Raw genomic sequence first — 24,960 nt, 5'->3', positions numbered from 1 at the left:
TTTTTTGGGGCTTTGATTTTGGCTTTGCGTAAAAATTGAGGTTGTTTGCGTGAAAATTGGCATTCTTTGCGTAAAAATCAAGATTCTATGCGTAATACGGAATAAAATACCAATTAAAACCTCAATTAAAACCTCAATTAAAACCTCACCGAAAAGGCAAATTTCGGTGAGGTTTATTCATCATTTGGTATCCGATATGTTGCTTGCTTTTTTTCACCTATTAAAGTGCATGCAGTAGACCTCAGGATGTGTAAAGCTGTATTCCTCGAACTCACCCTCAAAAACCACCGCAAATCTCGATTAGTAATCACTTCACTAATTAATAATGCATAGTCTTGGAGCGCCTCCCAATGGGCTTCCTTTGACTCATGTCTACAATGTAGACAAAACCATCTTCCATGAGTTCGCTTCATAGGCAACGTCCCACAATTAGGGCACCGGACTCCTGTTATCAACTGAGCCACATCGATATGATATTTCTTTAATACATTTAACTTTAAAGGGGTATGCTGTTGCATGAGGTTGGAAGTCATATTGTCTAGGATCGAATCATCCAAAATCGGTGTTCGATGATTCGAAGACTTTTCTAGTTGATGAAGTTTTTCAACAACAGCATGGGCGTGAAGAACAATTTGTGAGGTTTCCTCAAGGTTGTTAATGATTTGAATTTTCGTTGTAGGGTGGCTCATAATGACAAAGGAGTAAATGGGGAGTGTAGAATATTGTTGCATTTTTAACCAACGACTGAAGTGATAAGTTTGTAAATAGACTTGACTAATAGGGTCGCGGTGCCCTTCTTCAATGTCAGCATACTTCCGTGTTAGCTGCTTTAACTGAGGGTTAAACTCTGCCGTGCCACTTAAGTTTTTCACTTCAAAAATACACGCATATTTTTCGGTTAACAATAATGTGTCGATTTGAAAGAATCCGTTGTTTTCTTCAGGTATTCTTAAACCGTGTAAAAGGCGAAAAGAATCTTCAGGAAGCCAAGATAAATAGTAATCAAAGTTCCGTTCACCCCGATACCCTTTTTTGTATAAGGCGAGGTCTTTTTCGATCACACTTTTTTGTGTATTCTCAAGTGGTAGTCGGCGAAGTAAAGCTTCAAGTTGGAGGATAACAAGGGGAATTTTTCGAGGTTTGACAATCACAAAATCGCCTCATTTCATGAATTTGATGGTCCTATTGTATAATCATTTTGCTATCAATTCATGTAAAACTAAAAACGTTTAAAAAACGTTCATGAATGTATTCGTTTACAATGACAAGGCTACTTGATTCTTACGTTACAATTTTATAAAGTGGGTAAGAGAGCTTTCACATTACTGAGGAGGATGAGACGAACATGACAGAAACGATTCGTTTTGATTATCAAACAGCCAGTGATTTTGTTGCAGAACATGAAATGAGCTACATGCAAGAAGCGGTGCGCGCAGCTCATGACGCTTTACATAATGGAACAGGTGCGGGAAGTGACTTTCTTGGTTGGGTAGATTTACCTGTCAATTATGACCGTGAGGAGTTTTCTCGCATCCAAAAAAGTGCAGAGAAAATTAAATCCGATTCAGATGTACTACTTGTTATTGGAATTGGTGGTTCTTACTTAGGTGCCCGTGCTGCAATCGAAGCGCTCAACCATACGTTTTTCAATACGTTAAGCAGCGAAAAAAGAGGCGCACCACAGGTCATTTTTGTCGGGAATAACATTAGTTCAACATACGTTCATGAACTTTTTGATTTACTTGACGGTAAAGATGTATCAGTCAATGTGATTTCAAAGTCCGGTACAACGACAGAACCAGCGATCGCTTTCCGTATTTTCCGTGAATTTTTAGAAAACAAATATGGTGTAGAAGAAGCTCGTAAACGTATTTACGCAACGACCGATAAAGAAAAAGGTGCGCTCAAGCAATTAGCAAATGAAGAAGGCTACGAATCGTTTGTCATCCCTGATGATGTGGGCGGTCGTTTTTCTGTATTAACAGCAGTCGGTCTTCTTCCTATTGCAGCGAGTGGCTTAGATATTGAGTCGATGATGAAAGGGGCAGCTGATGCCCGTGAAGCATACGCAAGCCCTGAGATTGATCAAAACGAAGCGTATCAATACGCAGCTGTTCGTAACGCGCTTTACAACAAAGGGAAGACGGTTGAACTGATGGTGAACTACGAGCCAGCGCTTCACTACGTTGCTGAATGGTGGAAGCAGCTTTACGGAGAAAGTGAAGGAAAAGACCAAAAAGGAATTTTCCCAGCTGCGGCAGACTTCTCTACAGACTTACACTCGTTAGGGCAATATGTTCAAGATGGTCGTCGTGACTTGTTTGAAACGATCTTAAATGTTGAAAAACCACGTCATGAAGTAACGATCAAAGAAGCGGATAACGACTTAGATAAGCTCAATTACTTAGCGGGTCAAACGATGGATTTTGTTAATAAAAAGGCGACGGAAGGGACACGTTTAGCGCATACTGACGGTGGTGTACCGAACCTTGTCTTAAATATTCCAGAGCTCAATGAATATTCTTTTGGTTATCTCGTGTACTTCTTTGAAAAAGCATGTGCGATTAGTGGTTATTTATTAGGGGTTAACCCATTTGATCAGCCAGGTGTTGAAGCATATAAGAAAAACATGTTTGCGCTTCTTGGAAAGCCAGGTTTTGAAGAAGAAAAAGCAGAATTAGAAAAACGTTTGAAGTAATTTTGATCATGAAGAGGCATCGCTGTTCAAGCGAATTGCCTCTTTTTTTGGTGGTGGTGAGATGATAAATCAAGTTTTGATGGGTATTCTAAAAGGAGAAGCTAAACCAGGAGGGAAAAGTAGGATGATCACGCTACCATCAAAAGTTGAAAATCAAACGTTTCTATTAAATGATATTGAAAAGCAAATAAAACCACTCGGATATGTGATTGGTGGAAATTGGGATTATGAACATGGTTACTTTGATTACAAAATGGAGGATAATGGCAGTTACCTTTTTGTGCGTGTCCCTTTTCAAGCGGTGGAAGGAGAGTTAGACCAACAAGGTGTTGAAGTTAAATTAGGACGACCTTTTTTGCTTTCACACAAATATCAGTCAGGGTTAGATGATTGGGTTGACGATGAAAGTGCGCTTGTGAATCAGTTTTCTGAGCCAGTTGATAAAGATGCACCATTTCCGAAAGAGTGGATCGATACAGGCCGGGCACATGTTCATGAACTAGAGGAAGTGTTACTCCGTTGAAGTAAAGGCAGTTATGTTATATAACTCAGGACGAAACAGGCGCGGAAATGTACCAACGCCTGTTTCATATGTGCAACCACAAAGTGTTGAATGATCTGCATCAAGCTCATTTTATCAGAGGAGATGTTAGGTTGTTTCGAGCGATACGGGCAGCTTTTACCATATTTGTTAGAGCGGAAACCGTCTCTTCTTCGGTCCTTGTTTTTAGGCCACAGTCAGGGTTGACCCAAAATAAAGAAGAAGGAAGCGTGTCTAGTGACTCGTGAATAATATCAACCATCTCTTCGACGGTTGGAATGCGGGGACTATGTATATCATAAACCCCTAACCCAATTCCTTTATCGTATACATGCTTCTCAAATATTTTTATAAGTTCCCCATGACTGCTGGATGTTTCAATGGAAATGACATCAGCATCCATAGCGTTGATCGAATCGATGATGTCATGGAATTCACTATAGCACATATGGGTGTGAACTTGCGTTGTAGGTTTTACTTTTTCAGTTGTTAACCTGAAGGCATTCACCGCCCAGTCGAGGTAAGCCGTGTGATCTTCTTTCTTTAACGGTAACCCTTCTCGGAGAGCTGGCTCATCGACTTGAATCATTTCGACTTCTGACTGTTCTAGTTCCTCTATTTCTTTCGTTAAGGAATGTGCAATTTGATTGGCTACAACATGTTTTGGTAAGTCGGTTCTTTCGAATGACCAGTTTAAAATTGTCACAGGTCCTGTCAACATCCCTTTTACGGGCTTTTGCGTCAACGATTGGGCATAAGCGGTTTCCTTTACTGTCATCGGCTCATCAAATGCCACATCACTATAAATGATCGGCGGTTTAACACAGCGAGAGCCATAAGATTGTACCCAACCATTTATTGTGACGGCAAACCCGTTTAATTTTTCCCCGAAAAATTCTACCATGTCATTACGTTCAAATTCTCCATGGACGAAGACATCTAAGTCTAGCTCCTCTTGCACATCAATCCAGTGCTTAATCTTATCTTTGACAAGTTGGTCATATTTTTCTTGTGTTTGTTCACCTTTACGAAAGGCCGTCCGTGCTCGGCGCATATCCAAGGTTTGTGGGAAACTACCGATGGTTGTCGTTGGTAATAAAGGAAGTTGAAACTTCTCTTTTTGTAGAGCGTTTCTCTCAGAGAATGACTGTGAACGCATTGCCTTGTAATTTGGGAACACGGATTCATCGGTTGATTGGTAGGCTTTTTTAAAAGAATGTAGTGAAGATTGATGACTCTCCCATTGCTGCGATGTATGTGTGTTACTAGTTAAATGATCTTTCAGCAAGTTTAATTCTTCAATTTTTTCTTCTGCAAAAGCAAGTCCTTCTTTTAATGACTTCGGTAAAGTCGTTTCATAAGATAAAGACATAGGGACGTGTAATAAGCTGCAACTTGTTTGAAACCAGATGGTGTGATCAGAAAGTTTTGTTTGGATGGATCGGATGAGTTCCCACGTTTTATCTAAGTCTGTCTTCCAAATATTGCGCCCATCAATGATACCAAGAGCAAGTACTTTATCTTTTGGGAAACCGAATTGTTCAATGTATGATAAATGTTTTCCTTTGTCATAAACGAAATCGAGGCCAATTCCTGCTACTGGTAATTGAATAATCTTTTCATAGTGTGAAACGGATTCAAAGTAAGTTTGCAACAATAATTTTGCATCAGGTACTAGATTTGTGAGTTTATTATACGCCGCTTGAACAAGTTGAAAATCCTTATCTGATATAGAATGAACAAGCCAAGGTTCGTCTATTTGGATGTATGATGCACCAGCTTCAGTTAACTCTGCGATTACTTTAGCGTAAAGCGATATAAGGATATCTAAGTACCTCTCGAATTGTTCATCATCATACCCCTTTGCAAGTGAGAGAAAGGAATAAGGGCCGATAAGAACAGGTTTTCCCTGGATACCTAACTCTTGTTTTGCTTCGAGGTAATCGGCGAGTGGTTTATTGTAGAGGACTTTAGGTATCCATGTGTCTTCAATTTCAGGAACAATGTAATGGTAATTTGTATTAAACCATTTCGTCATTTCGCATGCTTCAGCATGTTTTGTTCCTCTAGCAAGAGCAAAGTAAAGGTCGCGGCCGCTAGCAAAAGGTTCGTTTTGAAACCGGCTAGGAATCAAATTAAACATATAAGCTGTATCTAGTACATGATCATAATAAGTGAAATCCCCTGTTGGAATGAGGCCAACGCCTGCATTTTGTTGCTTTTGCAGCAGGTTGAGTCTAATGTCTTTCATTTCTTTTTCAAAAGTACATCCATCAATCTCATTTTTCCAGTAAAATTCGAGGAGTCGTTTCCACTCTCGATTTTCTCCGATTCTTGGAAATCCTTGGATGCTTGTTTTGATAGGCATGTTTATCCCTCCTGTTTTTTGTCCAAATAAAAAAGGATATTCTCTCCCATTTTTATTGGGTGAAAATATCCTAGAAATCATACGAAATATCACGTTGTGTCCATCGTTATTTGGACATATAACGCCATCTGATGATTCACACCTCCCTATTCACCCGTAGGTCGACAGTGTTAGAAGTATAGGCAGGTCTCCTGACTTGATCATCATCGCCTTACCGCCTTCCCAAATACATGAAAAGTATCCAGTGGCATAGTGGTAATGGCTCCTATCTTACAGTGGCGGGTCCGTTCTGGATTTGCACCAGATTCCCTTTTAATGAATGAAAATCAATAAATATTCATCCAACCTATCTTCCACGATATGAAATTATATGAATCTTATCCAAGTTTTTCTAGTGTGTCAAGACATTTATAAAATTAACAAAGTACTACTTTCGCATTTTTTAGTAAAAAAACCCCTCCTATCCGCGAATAGTTACGTCTAAATCAACGCACTATAATCGGATAAGGGGGAGGTTTATCGTCGCAAATTTGGTCTTTTACTATGGACATTATTAAGTTTTATCAGAAAAAATTAAAAAACGTTATGAATACAATCATAACGGTGAATTTCGTATATGGTGCACCGATGGCACACAATCCCATCTTACGCAGAAGTGAATTCGACGTAGGTGTGATGGTATTTTTGGTGGAGCATAGCGGGCTCGAACCGCTGACCTTTTGGCTGCCAGCCAAACGCTCTCCCAACTGAGCTAATGCCCCATATTATGACATCACAAGTTTGATTTTACGAAATTTCACCTATGAAATCAAGGGGAGAATCATTTTGTTTAAAATACGATGAATAAAATATACCATGCGATCCCTGAGATCACGGATGTGACAAAACCGGTTATGATATTTTCCTTTGTCCATTTTCGGTATTTAATAAGGTCAAATATTGTCCACCCGATAAACATCGTTATAGCAAAGATGGTTGCTTGTAACACTACCTAACACCTCCAGTAGAAAACCTAATATATCATATCAGTCATAAGGAATGTTGTACAGCATAGAAAGGTGGGAGCGAATGTCTCGTTTTCAACAATGGGCTCATACATATGCGAAGTTTCCGACCTTTGTTCGTCTTTTATTAATCGTTTTTGTGATTGTAACAAGTTTCGGGGTCGCCATTCACCAATTAGAAACGGAAACGTTCCCGAATGTCATTGATGGTATTTGGTGGGCGATTGTGACAACATCAACTGTAGGCTACGGTGATTTTGTTCCTCAAACATTACTAGGTCGCGCATTAGCTGCTGGTTTGATCTTATTTGGTATTGCATTTTTTACGATCTTTGTAACGAATCTTGCCCAAACAGCTGTAACAACGAGAAACATGTTTCATAAAGGAGAGTTGGAGTATAAAAAAGAAGGACATTACATTGTCATTGGTTGGAATGAGCGCACAAAAAAGGTGATATCGCAACTAATCAAAAAACAAAATGTCCATATTGTTCTTATCGACAAAAGTCTTGAAGGTAATCCAATTTCAGAAAAAAAAGTCCATTTTATAAAAGGTTCGTCACTGAATGATGATACGTTAAAAAAGGCGAACATTGCCCATGCGAGAACTGTGATCATTTCAGCGGATCATGACCTAGGAGAAAATCAAGCTGACTCGCATTCCATTTTGACGCTGATCGCTGCAAAAGCTTTGAACCCTAGCGTATACAGTATTGTGGAAATGTTGACACCTGAACAAGTGAAAAATGCACGGCGTGCAGGGGCTGATGAAGTCATTGAAACCTCAAACTTATCCAGTTTAGCGATGTTAAATTGTACAAAGTATCATGGAATGACTGAGGTGATTGGACGTCTGTTAGAGGTTGAAACACGAGACCGTCTCGTTTATAAATATGTACCGGACGAATTTTTTCAAAAAACATTTGCTGAAATCAGCTATTTTATGGCAAAGAATGATGATTTTGTCGTAGGTTTGATCCGAAATCAAGAGTTCTTGTTTCATCCATTACCTTCGACGAAATTAATCAAAGGTGATCAAATGGTTGTGATTGATCGCTAATATGAGCAAAAAAAAGATGAGCAACCGTCCATTTAGAGAACCTAAATGAAAGTTGTTCACCCTTAGAAAATATGATGTTACGTATGAAATGGATCTCGATTTCTGTCAAAAGTGAACCCTTCACCTGAAACTTCTTTCACGTCATTAACTGAAAAGAAAGCGTATGGATCAACATCTTGAATCACTGTTTTTAAATGGATCAACTCATTACGGTTGACAACACAATATAATATTTCGCGTTCATCGTGTGTATAACTCCCTTTTCCTGTGAGTACGGTAGAACCGCGTGACATTCTACGTCTGATTTCAGAAGAAAGTTCATCGGAATGATTGGTTACGATCATTGCGGACTTTGCTGCACTAGCCCCTTCAATCATAAAATCAATCACTCTTGAGGCGACAAATACAGTTATGAGAGTGTACATCGCTTGAGTTAATGATAGGCGAATAAGGGAAGTTGTGATCACAATCGCATCGAAGGTAAACATAAACTGTCCAAGCGTTGTTCCAAAATATTTATTGGATAAACGGGCAAGGATATCAGCACCACCTGTTGTGCCCCCCGTTCGAAAAACAAGACCAAGTCCTACACCAGAGAATACCCCAGCAAATAAAGAGACGAGGATCATGTCATCTTGCAAAGGGATATTAGCAACTGGGTACGTTTCGAAAATGCTAAGGGAAACAGACAGTGAAATGGTTCCGATTAAGCTATAAATGAAAACTTTTCTCCCCAATAAACGGTAGCCGATTAAAAACAGCGGTATATTTAATACTAAGTTTGTAATCGAAGGTTCAATTGTAAATAAGTAATATAATAATAAAGTGATACCAGTAAACCCACCATGAGCTAATCCGTTTTGTAAATTGAAGTGGATGATACCAAATCCAAAAATAAGTGTACCAAGGATAATGATCATGATGTTTTTTATACGAATGCCGCGTAGCCAGTGCACGCAAACACCTCCTTTAAAAATGCAAAAACCTTTGAAAGTATAACATAGTTACTTACCGAACCCAACTGTTTGCGATGAGCTAAAACGGTTTGACTGTATCTATTACAGTTTCTAGCGGAAAAGTCTCACTTATACATGATCATGTATAAGTGATTGACGAGAACTAAGCCTCATGATAAAGTGTAGAAAATTAAACGAATTCTCTTATCAAGAGAGGCGGAGGGACTGGCCCGAAGATGCCCGGCAACCAACAAGTGGAAGACATTCGTCAGGTGCTAAATCCAGCAGAGTTTACTCTGAGAGATGAGAGGGGCGTTAAAACGTGGAATTTATATCAAAGCCTCTCGACTTCACCATCGATAGGCTTTTTTTGTTATTTCTTTAATGTGTTTAAACGTTTCCGACGTACAGTTGACATTTGAATCAACTCATGATAAAGTTTAAAATAATCGAAAAATTAAGAAGATTTGAATAGTGAATATATTATAAATGCTCTTATCGCGAGAGGTGGAGGGACTGGCCCGAAGAAGCCCGGCAACCAGCAAACGGACGTCGTTTGCAAGGTGCCAAATCCTGCAAAGCATAGGCTTTGGAAGATAAGAGAGGGAAAAGTGATTACTTACCTCTCTGTCTTTCACAGAGAGGTTTTTTGCTTTCTGGTATTCGGATTGTAACTTTTGTGGGAGGTGAAGCCCATGGGGACCGAGACGGTTGATGGAGTGGAAGTCGGGACCGTCACCATAGGCTCATTGAAGTTGGAAAATGGAAGTATCTTAAAAAATGTTCAATTGGCGTATGAACGAAGTGGTCCGATTGATGCACCGATCATTTTATGTTGTCATGCTTTAACTGGTAATCAGCATGCCATGGGTACAGAGGAAGAGCCAGGATGGTGGCGTGGCGTTATTGGACCTGGAAAATATGTAGATACAACGCGTTATCAATATATTTGCTTTAACGTGTTAGGAGGATGTGACGGGTCTACAGGTCCAACGACGACAATGCCAAACTCAGAGAAACGTTACGGAAGTCAATTTCCTTTTATTACGGTTAGAGATATAGTTCATGCACAATATCTGGCGTTACAGAAATGGAACGTGATAAAACTACATGCAGTTATTGGTGGATCGCTTGGGGGGATGCAAGTTCTTGAGTGGGGATGTTTATATCCCGATTTTGTAAATGTCTTGTGTCCAATTGCTGTAACGCCTGCCCTCAGTGACTATGCTATTGCCTATAATTTGGTCGCCCGACAAGCGATACAATCCGATCCTAATTTTAACGAAGGGAATTATGATTTGTCAGCAAACCCACGAAAAGGAATGGAGATTGCACGAATGATAGGGATGATCACCTATCGTTCCTCGAATCTTTTCAATGAACGGTTTCATCGAGAAGAAAAAGAAGGGTGGGGTCTCTCACATAACGATACAACTTACCAAGTTGAATCATATTTAAAGTACCAAGGTGAAAAGTTCGTTGATCGATTTGACGCCAATAGTTATCTTTACTTATTAAAGGCGATGGATTTACATGATATTTCCCGTGAACGAGCACGTCCTGGTTTATACCAATTTCAAGGAGAAATCCACGCCTTTGGTTTTGAAGGCGACCTCCTATATCCACCTGAAGAAATCCGACAGATGACAGAACACTTAACGGAAAAAGGGGTTCGGGCAACGTACCACGGAGTAAGCTCAAAATTTGGTCACGATGGTTTCTTAGTTCAATTTGACGACTTCGGACCTATTCTTCAAAAGCAACTGGAAGAGTCAAGGGAAAAAATTGTATAAAAATGATAACACTCTTATCAAGAGAGGTGGAGGGACTGGCCCGAAGAAGCCCGGCAACCAGCAAACGTAAGGCGTTTGTCAGGTGCCAAATCCTGCAAAGCAATGCTTTGGAAGATGAGAGGAGATTTCGTGTCGAGCGACTCTCTTCTTTAACCAAAGAAGGGAGTTTATTATATTACAACGAAAAAGTAATGGTGAACAACAAATCTATTTATTTATTAAAGGGAGGACTTATTCATGAGTAAAGATCAAGGAACATACAACCAAGAGACGATTTTATTACACGGAGGGCAGGAGCCAGATCCAACGACAGGTTCACGTGCTGTGCCTATTTATCAAACGACATCTTACGTATTTGAAGACCCGAAGCATGCCGAACAACTTTTTAGCTTAGAAGAGCCAGGCAATATTTATACTCGTATCGGCAACCCAACTGTTGAGGTATTTGAAAAACGGATGGCTTTATTGGAGGAAGGCGTTGCATCTGTTGCAACGGCATCAGGAATGTCGGCGATTGCATTTTCGATTTTAAACCTCGCAAGTGCAGGGGATGAAATTGTTGCAGCGACAAACCTTTACGGTGGAACGTACAATCTGTTTGCAACAACGCTTCCTAAATATGGCATACAAGTTCGTTTTGTTGATGTGTCGGAACCAGGAAACATCAAAGAAGCCATCAACGAAAACACGAAAGCCGTGTTTGCTGAAACGATCGGAAACCCGAGCTTACACGTTCTCGATATCGAGGGGGTTGCCGATATTGCCCATGAAGCAGGAATTCCACTGATTGTCGATAATACATTCCCGACACCTTATGGTTGTAAGCCGATATTACATGGTGCGGATATCGTTGTTCACTCGGCAACAAAATGGATTGGTGGACATGGAACAACAATTGGCGGGGTCGTCGTTGACGGTGGACGCTTCTCCTTCGATTCAGACAAGTTTCCAGGTTTTACAGAGCCGGACACAACTTATAACGGTCTTGTTTATGCCCGTGATTGTGGAGAACTTGCGTATAGTATAAAGCTAAGAGTACAGCTTTTACGTGATTTAGGGGCAAGCCTTAGCCCATTCAGTGCGTTTCAACTGCTACAAGGTTTAGAAACATTGCATTTACGTGTTGATAAACATAATCAAAATGCACAGTATTTAGCAGAGCAACTAGCTGAACACCCAGCTGTTGAGTGGGTGTCTTATCCAGGGCTTACATCACATCCATCCCATGAACACGCAAAAAGTGTTTTAAAACACGGTTTTGGATCAGTTGTGAACTTCGGCATCAAAGGAGGACGTGAAGCGGGACGAAAACTCATTGAAAACGTCACGCTTTGGTCACATGTCGCGAATGTCGGTGATGCCAAAAGTTTGATTATTCATCCAGCAAGTACAACCCATCAACAGTTGACAGCTGAAGAATTAATCGCAACGGGAACGACAGAAGACCTTGTGCGTCTTTCCGTTGGTATTGAATCCATCGAAGATATGCTGAATGATTTGAATCAAGCATTGGCAAAATCCACTGATGAAACCGAATCACTTTCGACGCAATCATAGGGGAAGGAAAGTGAGGAACAAACGCGCCAGCGGTCGTGAAGTGAAAACTTGGTTGAACCGAGCAAACTTTCTAGCTGGCGTAGTTTTTCCTCTGTTTAGGAATTGAAAATGAGCAACCATTCGCTGTACGTTTGGAAGGAGTCTAAACATGTCAACGGTCGATGTAGGTATTTTAGGTTTTGGTACAGTAGGAGAAGGAGTCTATCAAACAATTTATGACCGCAAAGAAAGGTTCGCATCGGTCATTAAGGCAAATATCCGTGTGCCGGTCGTACTCGTAAAAAGCCTTCATAAGAAACGAAATATTAATGAAGAAACAGTAGTAACAAATGAATTTTCGCATATTGAAACACACCCGACCCTATCTATTGTTGTCGAAGCTATGCCTGATGCAAAAAACGCTTATCCTTACGTATATTCTTTGTTGAAGAGAGGGGTCCACGTTGTCAGTGCAAATAAGGAATTGATTGCGCAGTACGGAGAACAATTACGCTCGGTTGCCAAAGAAGAAGGGGTTGCATTTTTATATGAAGCTTCAATCGCAGCGGGCGTGCCATTATTAAATACCGTACAAAATGCTTTAAATATTAACGGCATTCATTCCATTGAAGCCATTGTCAATGGAACCTCGAATTACATACTATCGGAAATGAAAAGTCGTGATATTTCATTTGCAGAAGCATTAAATGATGCTCAAGACTTAGGGTATGCAGAAGCTGACCCTAGTAAAGATGTTGATGGTTGGGATGCTTATTATAAAGCGAAATTGTTATGTGAAACCATTTATCATTGTTCACCCAATTGGCCCATTGATTCACCGCTAGGCATTCGTGAAATAGAAACGACGGACCTAAACCTGGTTGAACGCTTAGGTGGAAAATTAAAACCGCTTATACGTTTGGAGAAAACAACATCAGGCGTAAATGGTACAGTTGAACCAACTGTCTTATGGACTAATCATCCATTGTTTGAAGTTGAAGGTGTGGATCATGCGATTGTTTTAGAAACGGATTTAGCTGGGACATTAACGCTTCAGGGACCAGGAGCAGGAAAGTATCCGACAGCAAGTGCGATTGTGGAGGATATGTTTTACATATTGACATCAAGGTATAAGAGGGAGCGAAAAACATGGAAAACGCTACGAACAAAGGGCGAAGAGCCGTGCCAGAATGAAGAGAATAGACTGTTTTGGTGTGTGATTTCAAGTTCAGGTTTTGTAGATAGCGTGCGTAAACAAGGGGTTATGATATGGGAACAAGTCCAACACCCTTCAACAAAACGTATAGCAATGATTATTGAAGGAAAACGTAACGTAATAAAACAGTGGCATCAGAATAAGTACATTGAACAAGCATACCCGATTAGTGGAGGAACCCCATTTAAAGTCGAAGGTAAAGAAAAAGTATTAGGATAAATATCTGTTTCAACTCTTAGTAGCATAACGACTAAGAGTTTTTTTGTATAAAATTCGTCTATTTATGGGGAAAATAGTTCTTTAGAATTATTCGTTAAAAAATAAAGACGTTTTGTGAAAACTATTGTATAATAACATACCAGATAAAATTGTCGTAAAGAGTCGAATAGTGGAGATTACAAATTGTAGGTGGTAAAAATCGAAAAGTTAAAAAATGTTGCGTTAATTGTTACTTTGTTTTTACTTTTAATTACAAGTGCGTTTAGTTATATTACATTTCAAAATATGGAGCAACGTGCTGAAGATACGATGGTCGATACAGTGCCGATGACGACCAGTGTGGAACGGTTATTTACATCTGTTGTTCAACAAGAGGCGGCAGTACATGGGTACTTAGCAACAGGGGATACTGAACACCTTAAGGATTATGATGAAGAAAAACAGAATATCTTCAGCATTTTAGAAGATCTAGAGACATATGAAGAAGAATATCCGAACCTATATTATATGATAGAGGAACGTGCAAAACCTAAAATATCTCAACTTCAAAGGTATTATGAAACTCAAACAGCTTACATGAAAATTGGTTTTGTTGATGAAGCTCAAGGCATGATTGAGCAGACGAAAAGGGTATTAGATGATATTAGAAGTTTAAACGACGAGATGGTTCAAATGGTTGAAGTGGTTATGGATGCATCATGGGATGATTTGCAAGATGCAAGTTCGATTGCACGAAGCATTATTCTTACAAACGCAGTTGTTGCATTAGGAATTGTCGGTGTCTTTGTTTATTTTTATAGAATCGGGCGTCAAAATCAGAAGCTAAGGAAAATGACGAACACTGATCGTTTAACAGGCGTTTATAACCGAAGGTACTTTGACTGGTATATTCATGAAAAATGGGATGAATTATCAGGTAAAGAACCATTATCGATCGTTTTGTTTGATATTGATAATTATAAAGAATTTAATGATACATTCGGTCATCAAAAGGGCGATGATTGTTTGAAGCATGTAGCGAAAAAACTTACGCTGCAAATGCAAGGATCGCAGGAAGGAATTTTAGCCCGATATGGTGGCGAAGAGTTCATTGCAGTTTTACCTAAGTATGATAAAGAAAGTGCAATGCAATTTGCAGAACGTTCCCGTTTAGCGATTGAAGGGATGAAGATTGTCCATGATACGTCAGAAACCTCCCCATTTGTGACGATATCAAGCGGTGTGTCTTCTGTTATCCCAAGCGAGGAAAAATCTATTCGTACGTTTCTGTACCAAGCGGATTCCGCCCTTTATGATGCAAAGGAACGCGGTAAAAACCGAGAAGAATACCAAAAATATTAAAAAAGAAAGTCTCTCTTTAAAAAAGGTAAAGAGAGACTTTCTTTTATTGAATGACTTGACTTTCAAATTGGTCATAGAGGCGTTGTTCAAAGGCATCATCACTTTCATCTTCGGCTTGTGTATGTTCTTCTTTAAGGTCCTCTTTTATGTTTTCCCAAATATAGCCTTGTAAATAACTCACACGTAGCAATCCATCGTGCCATGATTGTTCATCTTTTACGGTATCTAGCAGGACATCCAACTCTTCATCATTTGTGTTATCACGTTTTTGATCGATATAATCATGGAAATCGTCTTCGTCATACTGGAAATTGTATTGTTCTATAGCGAGCGATTCCCAGTTTGTTAATTCTTCGGCAAAATAAATTGAATCGTTTTCGATGTCTTCTTCATTCATTCCGTAATCATACAAATTGGAGTAATACAAATTCAACAAATAGAAGTGTGTTTCATCATTTTCACTGCTTAGAGATTCAGAGGCTTCTACCCAAGATTTTGTGTCGTCAAAGGCTTCTTTTGCATTTTCTTCTCGTGCTTCTTTTTCTGTACTAGATGAAATACTTACATCGTTTTCGAGAGGTGATTCTGTATCCAAATCATCTCTTTCTGAAAAGTTCAAGTTTGGATCAGCAGTTTCGTCATTCGTTTCTTCTGTTGTTTTTGAATCTGAAGGAACAGGTGATGTATGCTCAGGGTCTTGAGCATACAGGTAAATTAACAAGCCAACGAGAAGAATGAAAATCGAACCGCCAATAAACCAGTAGGTTGTATTCTTCATTTTGTCACCTCTTCGGTGGTCTCTTCAATAGAGAAGTGGTGTAATCTAATCATGATCAAAGAGTTTGATTTTATTACTAACTATTATAAGGGATATTTGTCCAAACGGAAACCATCTTAATCTTGACATCTAACGACACAATTTACGGTAAAGGTTTTTTCGTTTCGCTGTTGAGGTACGTAAAATAGCTGAACAGATCGTTTCATCAAACGAATTAGCCGACTTTTAGGGTGTTTGATATTGAAGGTCAGCATAAGTGTTCGTAAATTTCGTGTATAAGTAAATGGCAGAGGTTCCACTCGGAGCACCTCTGTCATTTTTATTATTTAGGCGAATTGTGCCTTTGGTGTTAAATTTATGGGGGGCACACGGAATGAACAATAGGCATACAATGACATCGTCTTTAGTGTTATGTAAGGGAGAGGATAGTATGAGTGAACAGGATAAACGTCATACGCAAGTGCAATTTGTCACCCATTATGATCCGTACGTCGTTCAAACGTTACAATCGCAAGTGGGCAGTGAGCTTGTTGTAGAAACAACTAAAGGGAGTATTCGTGGGCGCTTAGAATCAGTTAAACCAGATCATATCGTTATGCAAAAAGAAGGAGCTACTTTTTTCGTTCGTATTCAAGAGATCGTTTGGGTAATGCCTAAAGGTTAGTGATGATACTTTTCTTATGTGATGCTATTTTTACGTCTATGAATTGTTGTTCGGTACACGTATTTGCATTGTAGCAAATACGTGTACACGACCATTCGATGAAATAGTGAACGCCCTCCACTTACTCCCCCTTACGGATCACTTGAAGTGGAGGTTTCTTCTGGAAACGCGTTAAAATGATACGTCTGATTCACTAGCGTCGAATTTTTGAGTATGACCGTTTGTTGGATTTACATAGAAAAATGCCAGGTCATTATTGAGCTTTACAGAATATAAATAATAATCATCAATAAAAAGTGAAGGACGTTCTCCGATCGGAAAACTAGATAATCCGATGTCTTGAAAAGTGATCTCCTCATCAATGTCTTCTTCCAAAACACTTTTACCATCATGGTAAGAAAAACTAGGAAACACCAAAAGCGCAATGAACATAATAGATAGCGTTGTTACGGTAAGACTAGCAAACAAATCTCTTGTTAAAAACGTCTTTTTATAGAGCTCGAAACCTACTAATCCAATGATGCATAGAAAGGCGACGTAAAAAATCGTCTCGTCTATGACATTCGCAAATGCGTTTTGATTTAACCAAATTGCGTATAGGAATAAGCCTAGGGAAATGATAGAAAGAGTAATATAGATCAATCTTCCTGTTGTTTTTGACAATGTAAAACCTCCAGTTTAGTAAGTAAGCAACGGATAATCGTCAAGGTGAACGAAATTGTATCCATTTTCTTGAAGTTGAGGAATTGCTCTTTTCACACCCTCTGCTGTTTCACTTTCGGGCTTATTCATATGAAGAAGAGCAATGGATCCAGGTTCTGCTTGGAGTAATGAATGTTCAACTTCTGTTTTGGAATAAGTTGCACCAGCATCACCAAGGATATCGAAATTGACGACATTGAGACCTAAATCGTTAACAACTTGTACAGCTATATCATCATAATGAGCCGTTCCAGAACGAAAATATTGCGGGGGTTCTCCAGTTAAGCGTTCGATTTTTTGCTGATTGATCATGACTTCATCTATGACATCACTTACATGGTTTGTTCCTTCTATTCCCCATACAGTCGCTTGTTGTACAAATAACGGAAGGTGTTCGGTACCGTGGTTTTCGATTGCAAACAACTCATGATTGGCTAAGTCATGAAATGTATCATGGTGTTCATCAATCCAACGCGCATTAATAAATAATGTGGCAGGGATTTCTTCCTCGATCAAAAACTCGATCAATTCTTCATCGTAACCATCCCCTGATTCATTACCACATGCATCAAAGGTTAATGCGATTACTTTATCATCTGTATCCAAAGCGTGCGCCACACCTGTTACTTCTTCACCTGATTCATTAGGAGATGCGTACGTCCATTTTTTAATCAACTCGTCTTTAACGGGTTCATAATCTGCTGGCGCTGTTTGTAAACGATCTGTTTCATGAATCTCTTTGAGAAAGCTTCGATCATTGTCACGAATCTCATATATAGAAGAGGCAAGACGTTTTTCATTTGAAGAACAGCTTTGTAATAATAGAAGAAAAAGAAAGCTGGCCATTAAGTATCGTAGCATGTAGGGTCATCCCCCTTCGTGGAAATCATTACATATTGTAACATGAAAAGCGGAAAGTCTCATTGTACCGTACATCTGCGATTAAGATTCCAAAAATATGCAAATGTGAAATTATGAACAAGTGATGAAAGTCACAGAAAAAAAAGATCAGAAACGATACGATTTCGTTACAGAGCGAAAACATTTCGAAATATGATGATATCGCTTGCAATATGTATTGGGGGGTGGTGCATATGCCAAAGATGTGTCCTGAAGAACACCCGATAGAATTGGTTCTTAATGGGAATGCGATTGCAACGTTTCAATTAACAAAGGCTGACTTAGAAGATTGGGCGGTCGGCTACTTATATGCAGAAGGGATTATTGAAGGTTTGGATGACGTCAAAGACATCTTCGTTCAAGAAGGACGGGTAGATGTGACGTTATATCTAGACTGGGATCCAATCGAATGGGAACAAAAGCGAAAACATTTTACGGCTGGTTGTGGTCGGGGGGTTACGTTTTTTTCCATGACGGATGTCAAACAGTTTCCAAAGGTAGCGAGTCGTTCGTCCGTTAACCTTTCTTATTTATTAAAAATGAGGAACCGTTTTTCAAAACAATCACCGATGTATATTGAAACGGGAGGAATGCATGGGGCGTGTCTTTTATTTGACGATGAAGAACTCATCGTTCGTGAAGATATTGGTCGTCACAATGCTGTTGATAAAGTAATTGGCTATGCAATACGTAATGGTTTATTAGCACAAGACCTAGTATTAATGACAACAGGGAGAATCTCCTATGAAATGCTAGCTAAAGCTGCGAGGTTTGGTTTTTCAATTATCGGCTCTCGTACAGCAGCGACGAAACAAGCTGTTCAATTAGCGAACTTTCTAGGAATTGAAGTTGTTGGTTACATGAGAGGAAAAATGGCAACTGTTTATACAAAGCAAAATTTGGTTATTGATGACTTACAAAAGACAGTGACACCGATTGTGTCGAAAAATACCGTCGAAAAATAAGGGTTATTTTTAATAAGGGGAGTTAAGGAACAATTTTTTGTTTCTTTAACAACATAAATTAAAAAAATGAATGAGGGGGAAAGTGATGATGGAACTTTCGCGAAGACAATTTCTAAAGTTGTCCGGGGCTACTGCTGCGACATTAGCAGTTGTTGAACTTGGCTTTGATCCAAAAAAAGCGCAAGCCGAGTCTAATGAGTTTAAAATTGCTCATTCTGAAGTGACACCGACGATTTGCCCATATTGTTCTGTTGGGTGCGGCATTTTAGTTCATGTGAAAGATGGCGATGTCGTATATACAGAGGGGGATCCTGATCATCCAATTAACCGCGGGACTCTTTGTCCTAAAGGAAATGGGATCAGACAACTATATACATCAGAAAAACGTGTGGAACGTCCGAAGTATAGGGCTCCTGGAAGCACAGAGTGGGAAGAAGTAGATTGGGACTGGGCTCTCGGTCGCATCGCAGAAAATGTGAAGAAGACGCGTGATGAGAGTTTTGTCGTTGAGGAAGATGGGATGACAGTAAACCATACTGAGGCAATTGCGAACCTCGGGGGAGCTGCTCTTGAAAATGAAGAAGTTTACATGATTCAAAAGCTCATGCGTGGACTTGGCCTCACATATATTGAACATCAGGCCAGGATATGACACTCCTCTACGGTTGCCGGTCTGGCACCTAGTTTTGGTCGTGGCGCAATGACAAACCATTGGAATGATTTGAAACATACGGATTGTGCATTAATTATTGGTGGAAATCCAGCAGCCAATCACCCAATATCTATGCGCCATTTACAAAAGGCGCGTGATGAACGGGGAGCAAAGCTGCTTTCAGTTGACCCACGCTACACGCATACATCTTCAAAATCAGACTTATATGCACAGTTGCGTTCGGGAACAGATATTGCGTTTATGGGTGGACTCATAAATTATGCAATTGAAAATGGTCTTTATCATGAAGAGTATGTCAAACATTATACAAATGCATCTTTTCTCGTGACAGATGATTACGCATTCGATGAAGGCATATTCTCAGGGTATGACGAGGGAGATCGTAGTTATGATAATTCCCAATGGGTCTTTCAAACAGATGACGAAGGGAATATTTTAAAAGATGAATCCCTTAGCGACCCACGATGTGTTTTTCAACTGCTGAAAAAACATTTTTCACGTTATGATATCGATACTGTTATATCTATTACAGGAACAAGTAAAGAAGATTTTATAGAAGTTGCAGAAACATTCTGTGGTACAGCTGACCCGAATAAAACAGGAACAATTATGTATGCAATGGGAACAACACAGCATACGAAGGGGTCACAAAATGTTCGAAGTTATGCGATCATTCAGCTTTTACTAGGAAATGTTGGTCGCCCAGGCGGTGGGGTTAACGCGATGCGTGGTGAGTGTAACGTACAAGGTTCAACGGACTTTGCATTACTATTCCACCTTATGCCAGGATACTTAAGTGCACCGAATGCGAGTGAAAACCACCGTAATCTTGAAGCATATAAAGCGGCTGAAACACCGTCTGGTGGGTATTGGGAAAACACACCGAATTTCCTTGTTAGCTTATTGAAAGCATATTACGGAGATAAAGCAACAAGTGAAAACGATTTCGGTTACGACTACTTCCCGAAAGGTCGCCGTAACTATTCGCACATTTCATTGTTTGAAGCCATGTTCGATGGTGAAATTAAAGGAATGTTTACTTGGGGACAAAACCCGGTTGTCGGCGGTCCAAACTCTCGAAAAGAGAAAAAAGCGATGGAAAATCTGGATTGGTTCGTATCTATTGATTTATGGGAAACAGAGACAGCAGCATTCTGGACAGAACAATCTGGTGCTGATCCGACAAATATTGATACAGAAGTATTTATGCTGCCAGCATGTGGTCCATACGAAAAAGAAGGAACGGTTTCCAACAGTGGTCGTTGGATGCAATATCGTTATCAAGCAATTGAGCCGAAAAACGATGCTCGTTCAGACGCATGGATTGTTCACAATTTAGCGAATCGCATTAAAAAACTATATGAAGGTGAAAACAATCCTGTTGCCGAACCAATTCAAGCCCTTAGTTGGGACTTCGGTCAAGGTGACTATCCAGAAATTGATCTGATCGCTCGAGAAATTAATGGGTATGACTTAAAGACAGGTCGGACTGTTGAGAGCTTTGCTGTTTTGAAAGATGATGGATCGACGTCGTGTGGAAACTGGATTTATTCTGGTTTTTATCCTGATGCAGGACCAGGTGAAGAGAAAAACTTATCGAAGCGACGAGACGATGAAGATACAGGAATGGATAACTATTTAAATTGGTCGTATGCATGGCCGTTAAACCGCCGCGTGCTTTACAACCGAGCTTCAGCGGATCCGCAAGGAAATCCTTGGGCGAGTGACAAAGAAGCCATTTGGTGGGATGCTTCACAGTCATCATGGGTAGGGCACGATGTTCCCGACTTTGGTGCTGATGTGGACCCGAATAGTGAAGGTGGAACAGATGCCTTTATCATGCGCGGATATGGCAAGGCGAGCTTGTATTCTGCGGATGGAATGACAGATGGCCCATTCCCAGAACACTATGAGCCTTATGAAAGCCCAATTAGTGATAATCCATTTTCCAAAGTAGATCTTAATCCAGCAGTGAAAATTTGGGATGGAAAAATGAATGATCGTGGAAGTGTAAGTGAATACCCAATTGTTGCAACAAACTATCGTCTCACTGAGCACTGGCAATCTGGTTCAATGACGCGAAACCAAGAATGGGTTTCTGAATTGATGCCGTACATGTTCATTGAAATGAGTGAAGAATTAGCAGAGGAAAAAGGAATTTCTGAACGAGATAAAGTCGTTGTTGAGTCAGCTCGTGGCAGTATTGAAGCATATGCAATGGTCACAAAGCGCTTTAAACCATTTAAAGTAAAAGGCAAAAAAGTACACCAAATTGGAATGCCTTGGCATTATGGCTATCAAGGGATTGCAACGGGTGAAATTGCGAATGTGTTAACACCGCATATCGGTGATGCGAACACGATGATTCCAGAATACAAAGCGTTTCTTTGTGACGTTAGGAGGGCGAACTCATGACGACATACAGTAAGCTCGTAGACGTAACAGTTTGTACAGGTTGTCGCGCGTGCATGGTAGCTTGTAAAAATTGGAACGATCTTCCGGTTGAAACCCAAGCTTATTCTGGCGGTTATCAATCACATGAAAAGCCGACAGGAAAAACGTGGAATGTTTTGCAAATGAAAGAACATGAAACCGCAAATGGTGGATTTGAATGGTTATACCGCCACAGTGCCTGCTATCATTGTGCAGACGCAGCTTGTGAGAAGGTTTGTCCTGAAGGTGCGATCACGTACGGTGAATTTGGTTCTGTAGATATTGACCAGGAAGCATGTGTTGGATGTAGCTACTGTGTATATAATTGTCCATTTGACATTGTTGAACTTGCTGATTATGTCACTGAAGACGGTGATGTAAGACAAAGGGCACAAAAATGTACACTATGTGAAGACCGACTCCAAGAAGGGTTACAACCATCCTGTGTAGATACTTGCCCGCTAGATGCGATTGTATTTGGTGAAAGAGAAGAGATGTTAAAACTAGCTGAAGAAAGGCTAGAAAAAGCGAAGCAATTCTTCCCGAATGCGCAAATATATAATCCACCAGGTGTCGGTGGTACGAAAATGTTTTATGTATTAGCTGATAAGCCGAGCGTCTATGGTTTACCAGAGAACCCAGAAGTACCAACATCAGCTGTTTTATGGAAAGATATCGCTCAACCTGCAGGAAAAGCACTTTTAGGTGTAACGATGATGGGTGTTCTAACTGGGTATGTAACGAACAAGCTCTTTAACAAAGGAGAGCATCATGAAGAAGGGGGCGAGGTCGATGAATCAAAACACGGCTAGTAAAGGTAAAGTCAAACGGTTCACGAAAATGTTTATCTATGCTCACTGGATTTACGCAGCAGCCTTCTTCTTATTATTGCTTACAGGGCTTCCTTTATTCGCGAATTCATTCCATTGGGTGTACGCTGTATTTGGTGGTCCAGACATGACACAGATTTTCCATCGAATATTTGCTGTCATTTTTGTGATCCCGCCAATCATGCTTCTTCTCTTTGATAGAAAAAGTCTATTTCATTGGTTAAAAGAAGTGCTCACTTGGAAGCCGAAAGATATCAAATTTTTCTTTATGTTTCCAAAAGAATTTTTAGTCGGGAATCCAGATATGCCAAAACAAGGTTTCTACAATCCTGGGGAAAAGTTGAATTCTTGTATGCAAATCGTTTCGTTTTTTGCGCTCGTGTTTTCTGGACTCGTATTATGGTTCCCGGAAGCATTCCCTGTTTCAGTTGTCCAATGGTCGAACCTCATTCATGTTGTAGCGTTTATTATGGCAACAACAGTTGTGATCGGACACATTTTCTTGAGTGCTTTCCATCCGAACTCGAAACCCTCAATGGAAGGGATCACAAAAGGGGAGATTTCGGTTGACTATGCTAAGCACCACCACGGTGAATGGTATGATGAGCTCGTAGAAAAAGGGGAAGTTGTGGAGGAAGATTCTAAAGGGGCATAATGATGTCTATTTAATCGATGAGATCATTACACATTGATCATTAAAGGAGAGGCCGGCCCTCTATAGCTGGACACAGCAATTTTACGGGTCGGCCTCTTTTTTTAGAAGTCATTGGAAGATATAATAAATGAAAGTGAAATCATTCATTTGTATACAATCTTGAGAAAAGGGGTGGCATAAATGAAACAAAACGTCGTCACCGATGAGTATTTAGCGTTGCAACGCGGGGTGATTGAACGCCAACAAGAAGCAAAATCCCGAATTCAACAGCAGGTACTTGAGGAGATCAAACAATGGGATGATGAGGTGTTGACACTTCCGGTTGTTCCACAATCATCAATTCCGTTTAATTCAGATCAGTATCAAGAAGTCGTAAACGATATGATCGATTATTTAAAAGAAACAACAACAGGTCTTGAGGAATCCCTTAATCAGCTACAAACGTGGGTGAAAGAGGCTCCAATAAAAGAATGTATGAAACGTGCACTAGAATTTGATACGGAATATTTCTTATCTGAAGCTGAGAAGCACGATGTGTCCCCGTGGATGCCTCACTATATTGCAGAACAAGCTTTGCGTCCATTTTTACAAGTAGTCGCAGAACATTTAGCTGCTAAAAAATTGCCACTTAACGGTGAGAAACAATGCCCATGCTGTGGAGAACCTGCACGTCTTGCAACATTAGAAAAGAGCGGTGAAAAATGGTTAGCATGTCCGCGCTGCGAAATGACATGGCAACAAAAAAGACTCGTCTGTATACATTGTCAGTACGATAATCATGATTCTTTATCCTACATTACAGTAGAAGAAGATGAAATTGCCCATGCTGAGGTTTGTAGCCACTGTCACAAATATTTGAAAGTGATTGATAAAAGAAAAACCTTCGTTAAAAAATCAACGGCGTTACTAGATTTAGAAACGATTCACTTAGACTTTATCGTCCAAGAAGAAGGGTATAAAGAAGCACGTGATGATGATGAGGGCGTGTCATGAAGACCAACGACTTTCCAGCCTATGACTTAACGGCTCTGATTCTTGCTGGAGGCGCTTCGAGTCGGATGGGAACGAACAAAGCTTTTTTACAGATTGGCTCAGAATCAATCATAGAGCGTATCGACCGAGCTGTATCACCTGTTGCTTCTCGCGTAAACATCGTTGCAAATGAAAAAGAGAAGTATCAGTTTCTAGGGCGTAAGGTCGTATCAGATCATTATGTTAAACAAGGCCCTTTAGCAGGGTTAGAAGCAGGGTTATCATCGCTTGAGACACAATGGGCATTTGTTGCTGCTTGTGATATGCCGCTTGTTTCTACTCGACTTGCTGAAACCATGTATTCATTCACGAGTAAAAGGGATGTAGATGTTGTTTTACCTGTCATATCAGGAAAACATCACCCTTTATTCGCCTTGTACCATCAAAGGATTCTACCGAAAGTAAGAAATTGTCTGGAGCAGGGTGAACGTCGTATGTTCGATGTATTAAAAGATGTTTCAGTCGTAGAAGTGGATGAATCATCTTTTATTAAAAGCGGTTGGACAGAAGAAGACGTATTACGATCTTTTTTTAATATGAATCACCCTGAAGACTTTGAGAAAGCCAAGCAATGGCTTGCCGATCAAAAGTAGAAA

20 protein-coding genes, 1 tRNA gene, 1 pseudogene and 4 riboswitches are annotated in these 24,960 nt (G+C 40.0%); of the genes and pseudogenes, 14 read left to right on the top strand and 8 right to left on the bottom strand.

What is annotated here, in order from left to right; all coding sequences use genetic code 11:
• Positions 1–173: 173 nt before the first annotated feature.
• Entirely contained in the window at positions 174–1,151 is a 978-nt protein-coding gene (locus tag HNQ41_RS04890; RefSeq protein ID WP_184663300.1) for an NERD domain-containing protein, read from the bottom strand.
• A gap of 194 nt (positions 1,152–1,345) precedes the next feature.
• On the opposite strand from HNQ41_RS04890, the gene HNQ41_RS04885 reads away from it, so the two are divergent.
• Positions 1,346–2,698 carry a glucose-6-phosphate isomerase gene (locus HNQ41_RS04885; protein WP_184663299.1) on the top strand — a complete coding sequence of 451 codons (1,353 nt, stop codon included), beginning with the start codon at positions 1,346–1,348 and terminating at the stop codon, positions 2,696–2,698.
• 124 nt (positions 2,699–2,822) lie between these two features.
• Positions 2,823–3,221 (top strand): YugN-like family protein, encoded by a 399-nt coding sequence (locus tag HNQ41_RS04880; RefSeq protein ID WP_184663330.1) that lies wholly within the window; start codon positions 2,823–2,825, stop codon positions 3,219–3,221.
• Between the two features lie 106 nt (positions 3,222–3,327).
• Here the strand turns inward: HNQ41_RS04880 and metE are convergent, their stop codons facing one another.
• From metE to HNQ41_RS04865, 3 genes are all read right to left on the bottom strand, one after another.
• Positions 3,328–5,607 carry a 5-methyltetrahydropteroyltriglutamate--homocysteine S-methyltransferase gene (gene metE / locus HNQ41_RS04875; RefSeq protein ID WP_184663298.1) on the bottom strand — a complete coding sequence of 760 codons (2,280 nt, stop codon included), beginning with the start codon at positions 5,605–5,607 and terminating at the stop codon, positions 3,328–3,330.
• A 164-nt stretch (positions 5,608–5,771) separates the two neighbouring features.
• A riboswitch (cobalamin riboswitch) is annotated at positions 5,772–5,971 on the bottom strand.
• A 321-nt stretch (positions 5,972–6,292) separates the two neighbouring features.
• Positions 6,293–6,368, bottom strand: a tRNA-Ala gene (locus HNQ41_RS04870).
• Positions 6,369–6,436: 68 nt separating this feature from the next.
• Entirely contained in the window at positions 6,437–6,595 is a 159-nt protein-coding gene (locus HNQ41_RS04865; protein WP_184663297.1) for a hypothetical protein, read from the bottom strand.
• A 50-nt stretch (positions 6,596–6,645) separates the two neighbouring features.
• Between HNQ41_RS04865 and HNQ41_RS04860 the strand changes: the two genes are divergently transcribed.
• The gene (locus HNQ41_RS04860; protein ID WP_281393969.1) at positions 6,646–7,671 is read left to right on the top strand and encodes a potassium channel family protein; all 1,026 of its coding nucleotides are present in this window, start codon (positions 6,646–6,648) and stop codon (positions 7,669–7,671) included.
• 77 nt (positions 7,672–7,748) lie between these two features.
• On the opposite strand, the gene HNQ41_RS04855 is transcribed toward HNQ41_RS04860, so the two are convergent.
• Complete coding sequence (locus HNQ41_RS04855; protein WP_184663329.1) at positions 7,749–8,591, bottom strand: YitT family protein; 843 nt, start codon at positions 8,589–8,591, stop codon at positions 7,749–7,751.
• A gap of 237 nt (positions 8,592–8,828) precedes the next feature.
• Positions 8,829–8,937, top strand: a riboswitch (SAM riboswitch).
• Between the two features lie 182 nt (positions 8,938–9,119).
• Positions 9,120–9,230: riboswitch (SAM riboswitch) on the top strand.
• Between the two features lie 92 nt (positions 9,231–9,322).
• On the opposite strand from HNQ41_RS04855, the gene metX reads away from it, so the two are divergent.
• The 4 genes and pseudogenes from metX to HNQ41_RS04835 all read left to right on the top strand — a co-directional run bounded on the left by metX (position 9,323) and on the right by HNQ41_RS04835 (position 14,732).
• The gene (gene metX / locus HNQ41_RS04850; RefSeq protein WP_184663295.1) at positions 9,323–10,420 is read left to right on the top strand and encodes a homoserine O-acetyltransferase MetX; all 1,098 of its coding nucleotides are present in this window, start codon (positions 9,323–9,325) and stop codon (positions 10,418–10,420) included.
• Positions 10,421–10,431: 11 nt separating this feature from the next.
• Positions 10,432–10,541, top strand: a riboswitch (SAM riboswitch).
• Between the two features lie 116 nt (positions 10,542–10,657).
• Positions 10,658–11,944 (top strand): annotated as a pseudogene (locus HNQ41_RS04845) (O-acetylhomoserine aminocarboxypropyltransferase/cysteine synthase family protein); the annotation flags it as partial.
• Positions 11,945–12,125: 181 nt separating this feature from the next.
• Complete coding sequence (locus tag HNQ41_RS04840) at positions 12,126–13,391, top strand: homoserine dehydrogenase (RefSeq protein WP_184663293.1); 1,266 nt, start codon at positions 12,126–12,128, stop codon at positions 13,389–13,391.
• Between the two features lie 189 nt (positions 13,392–13,580).
• Entirely contained in the window at positions 13,581–14,732 is a 1,152-nt protein-coding gene (locus HNQ41_RS04835; protein ID WP_184663292.1) for a diguanylate cyclase domain-containing protein, read from the top strand.
• A 43-nt stretch (positions 14,733–14,775) separates the two neighbouring features.
• Here HNQ41_RS04835 and HNQ41_RS04830 read toward each other — a convergent pair whose 3' ends face one another.
• Complete coding sequence (locus tag HNQ41_RS04830; RefSeq protein ID WP_184663291.1) at positions 14,776–15,510, bottom strand: hypothetical protein; 735 nt, start codon at positions 15,508–15,510, stop codon at positions 14,776–14,778.
• A gap of 430 nt (positions 15,511–15,940) precedes the next feature.
• On the opposite strand from HNQ41_RS04830, the gene HNQ41_RS04825 reads away from it, so the two are divergent.
• The gene (locus HNQ41_RS04825; protein WP_184663290.1) at positions 15,941–16,174 is read left to right on the top strand and encodes a YuzF family protein; all 234 of its coding nucleotides are present in this window, start codon (positions 15,941–15,943) and stop codon (positions 16,172–16,174) included.
• 171 nt (positions 16,175–16,345) lie between these two features.
• On the opposite strand, the gene HNQ41_RS04820 is transcribed toward HNQ41_RS04825, so the two are convergent.
• Positions 16,346–16,837 (bottom strand): hypothetical protein, encoded by a 492-nt coding sequence (locus HNQ41_RS04820; RefSeq protein WP_184663289.1) that lies wholly within the window; start codon positions 16,835–16,837, stop codon positions 16,346–16,348.
• A 15-nt stretch (positions 16,838–16,852) separates the two neighbouring features.
• Positions 16,853–17,737: a polysaccharide deacetylase family protein gene (locus HNQ41_RS04815; RefSeq protein ID WP_184663288.1), complete on the bottom strand. Its 885-nt coding sequence runs from the start codon at positions 17,735–17,737 to the stop codon at positions 16,853–16,855.
• A 233-nt stretch (positions 17,738–17,970) separates the two neighbouring features.
• On the opposite strand from HNQ41_RS04815, the gene fdhD reads away from it, so the two are divergent.
• From fdhD to mobA, 6 genes are all read left to right on the top strand, one after another.
• Positions 17,971–18,741 (top strand): formate dehydrogenase accessory sulfurtransferase FdhD, encoded by a 771-nt coding sequence (gene fdhD / locus HNQ41_RS04810; RefSeq protein WP_184663287.1) that lies wholly within the window; start codon positions 17,971–17,973, stop codon positions 18,739–18,741.
• An 85-nt stretch (positions 18,742–18,826) separates the two neighbouring features.
• On the top strand, positions 18,827–21,829 hold the full coding sequence (gene fdnG / locus HNQ41_RS04805) for a formate dehydrogenase-N subunit alpha (protein WP_221301849.1): 3,003 nt from the start codon (positions 18,827–18,829) through the stop codon (positions 21,827–21,829).
• Complete coding sequence (locus HNQ41_RS04800; protein WP_184663285.1) at positions 21,826–22,659, top strand: 4Fe-4S dicluster domain-containing protein; 834 nt, start codon at positions 21,826–21,828, stop codon at positions 22,657–22,659. The genes fdnG and HNQ41_RS04800 overlap by 4 nt, the downstream gene beginning before the upstream one ends.
• Entirely contained in the window at positions 22,640–23,332 is a 693-nt protein-coding gene (locus HNQ41_RS04795) for a formate dehydrogenase subunit gamma (RefSeq protein WP_184663284.1), read from the top strand. The genes HNQ41_RS04800 and HNQ41_RS04795 overlap by 20 nt, the downstream gene beginning before the upstream one ends.
• A gap of 180 nt (positions 23,333–23,512) precedes the next feature.
• A complete protein-coding gene (locus HNQ41_RS04790) occupies positions 23,513–24,325 on the top strand; it encodes a formate dehydrogenase accessory protein FdhE (protein WP_184663283.1) in 813 nt (270 codons plus the stop codon).
• Positions 24,322–24,957, top strand: a complete 636-nt coding sequence (gene mobA / locus HNQ41_RS04785) for a molybdenum cofactor guanylyltransferase (protein ID WP_184663282.1) — start codon at positions 24,322–24,324, stop codon at positions 24,955–24,957. The genes HNQ41_RS04790 and mobA overlap by 4 nt, the downstream gene beginning before the upstream one ends.
• The last annotated feature ends 3 nt before the right edge of the window (positions 24,958–24,960 follow it).

Source organism: Texcoconibacillus texcoconensis (assembly GCF_014202575.1).
GTDB lineage: Bacteria > Bacillota > Bacilli > Bacillales > Salisediminibacteriaceae > Texcoconibacillus > Texcoconibacillus texcoconensis.
Note: the sequence above shows the minus strand (reverse complement) of the source record. Positions and strands in the feature narration are given on the sequence as shown.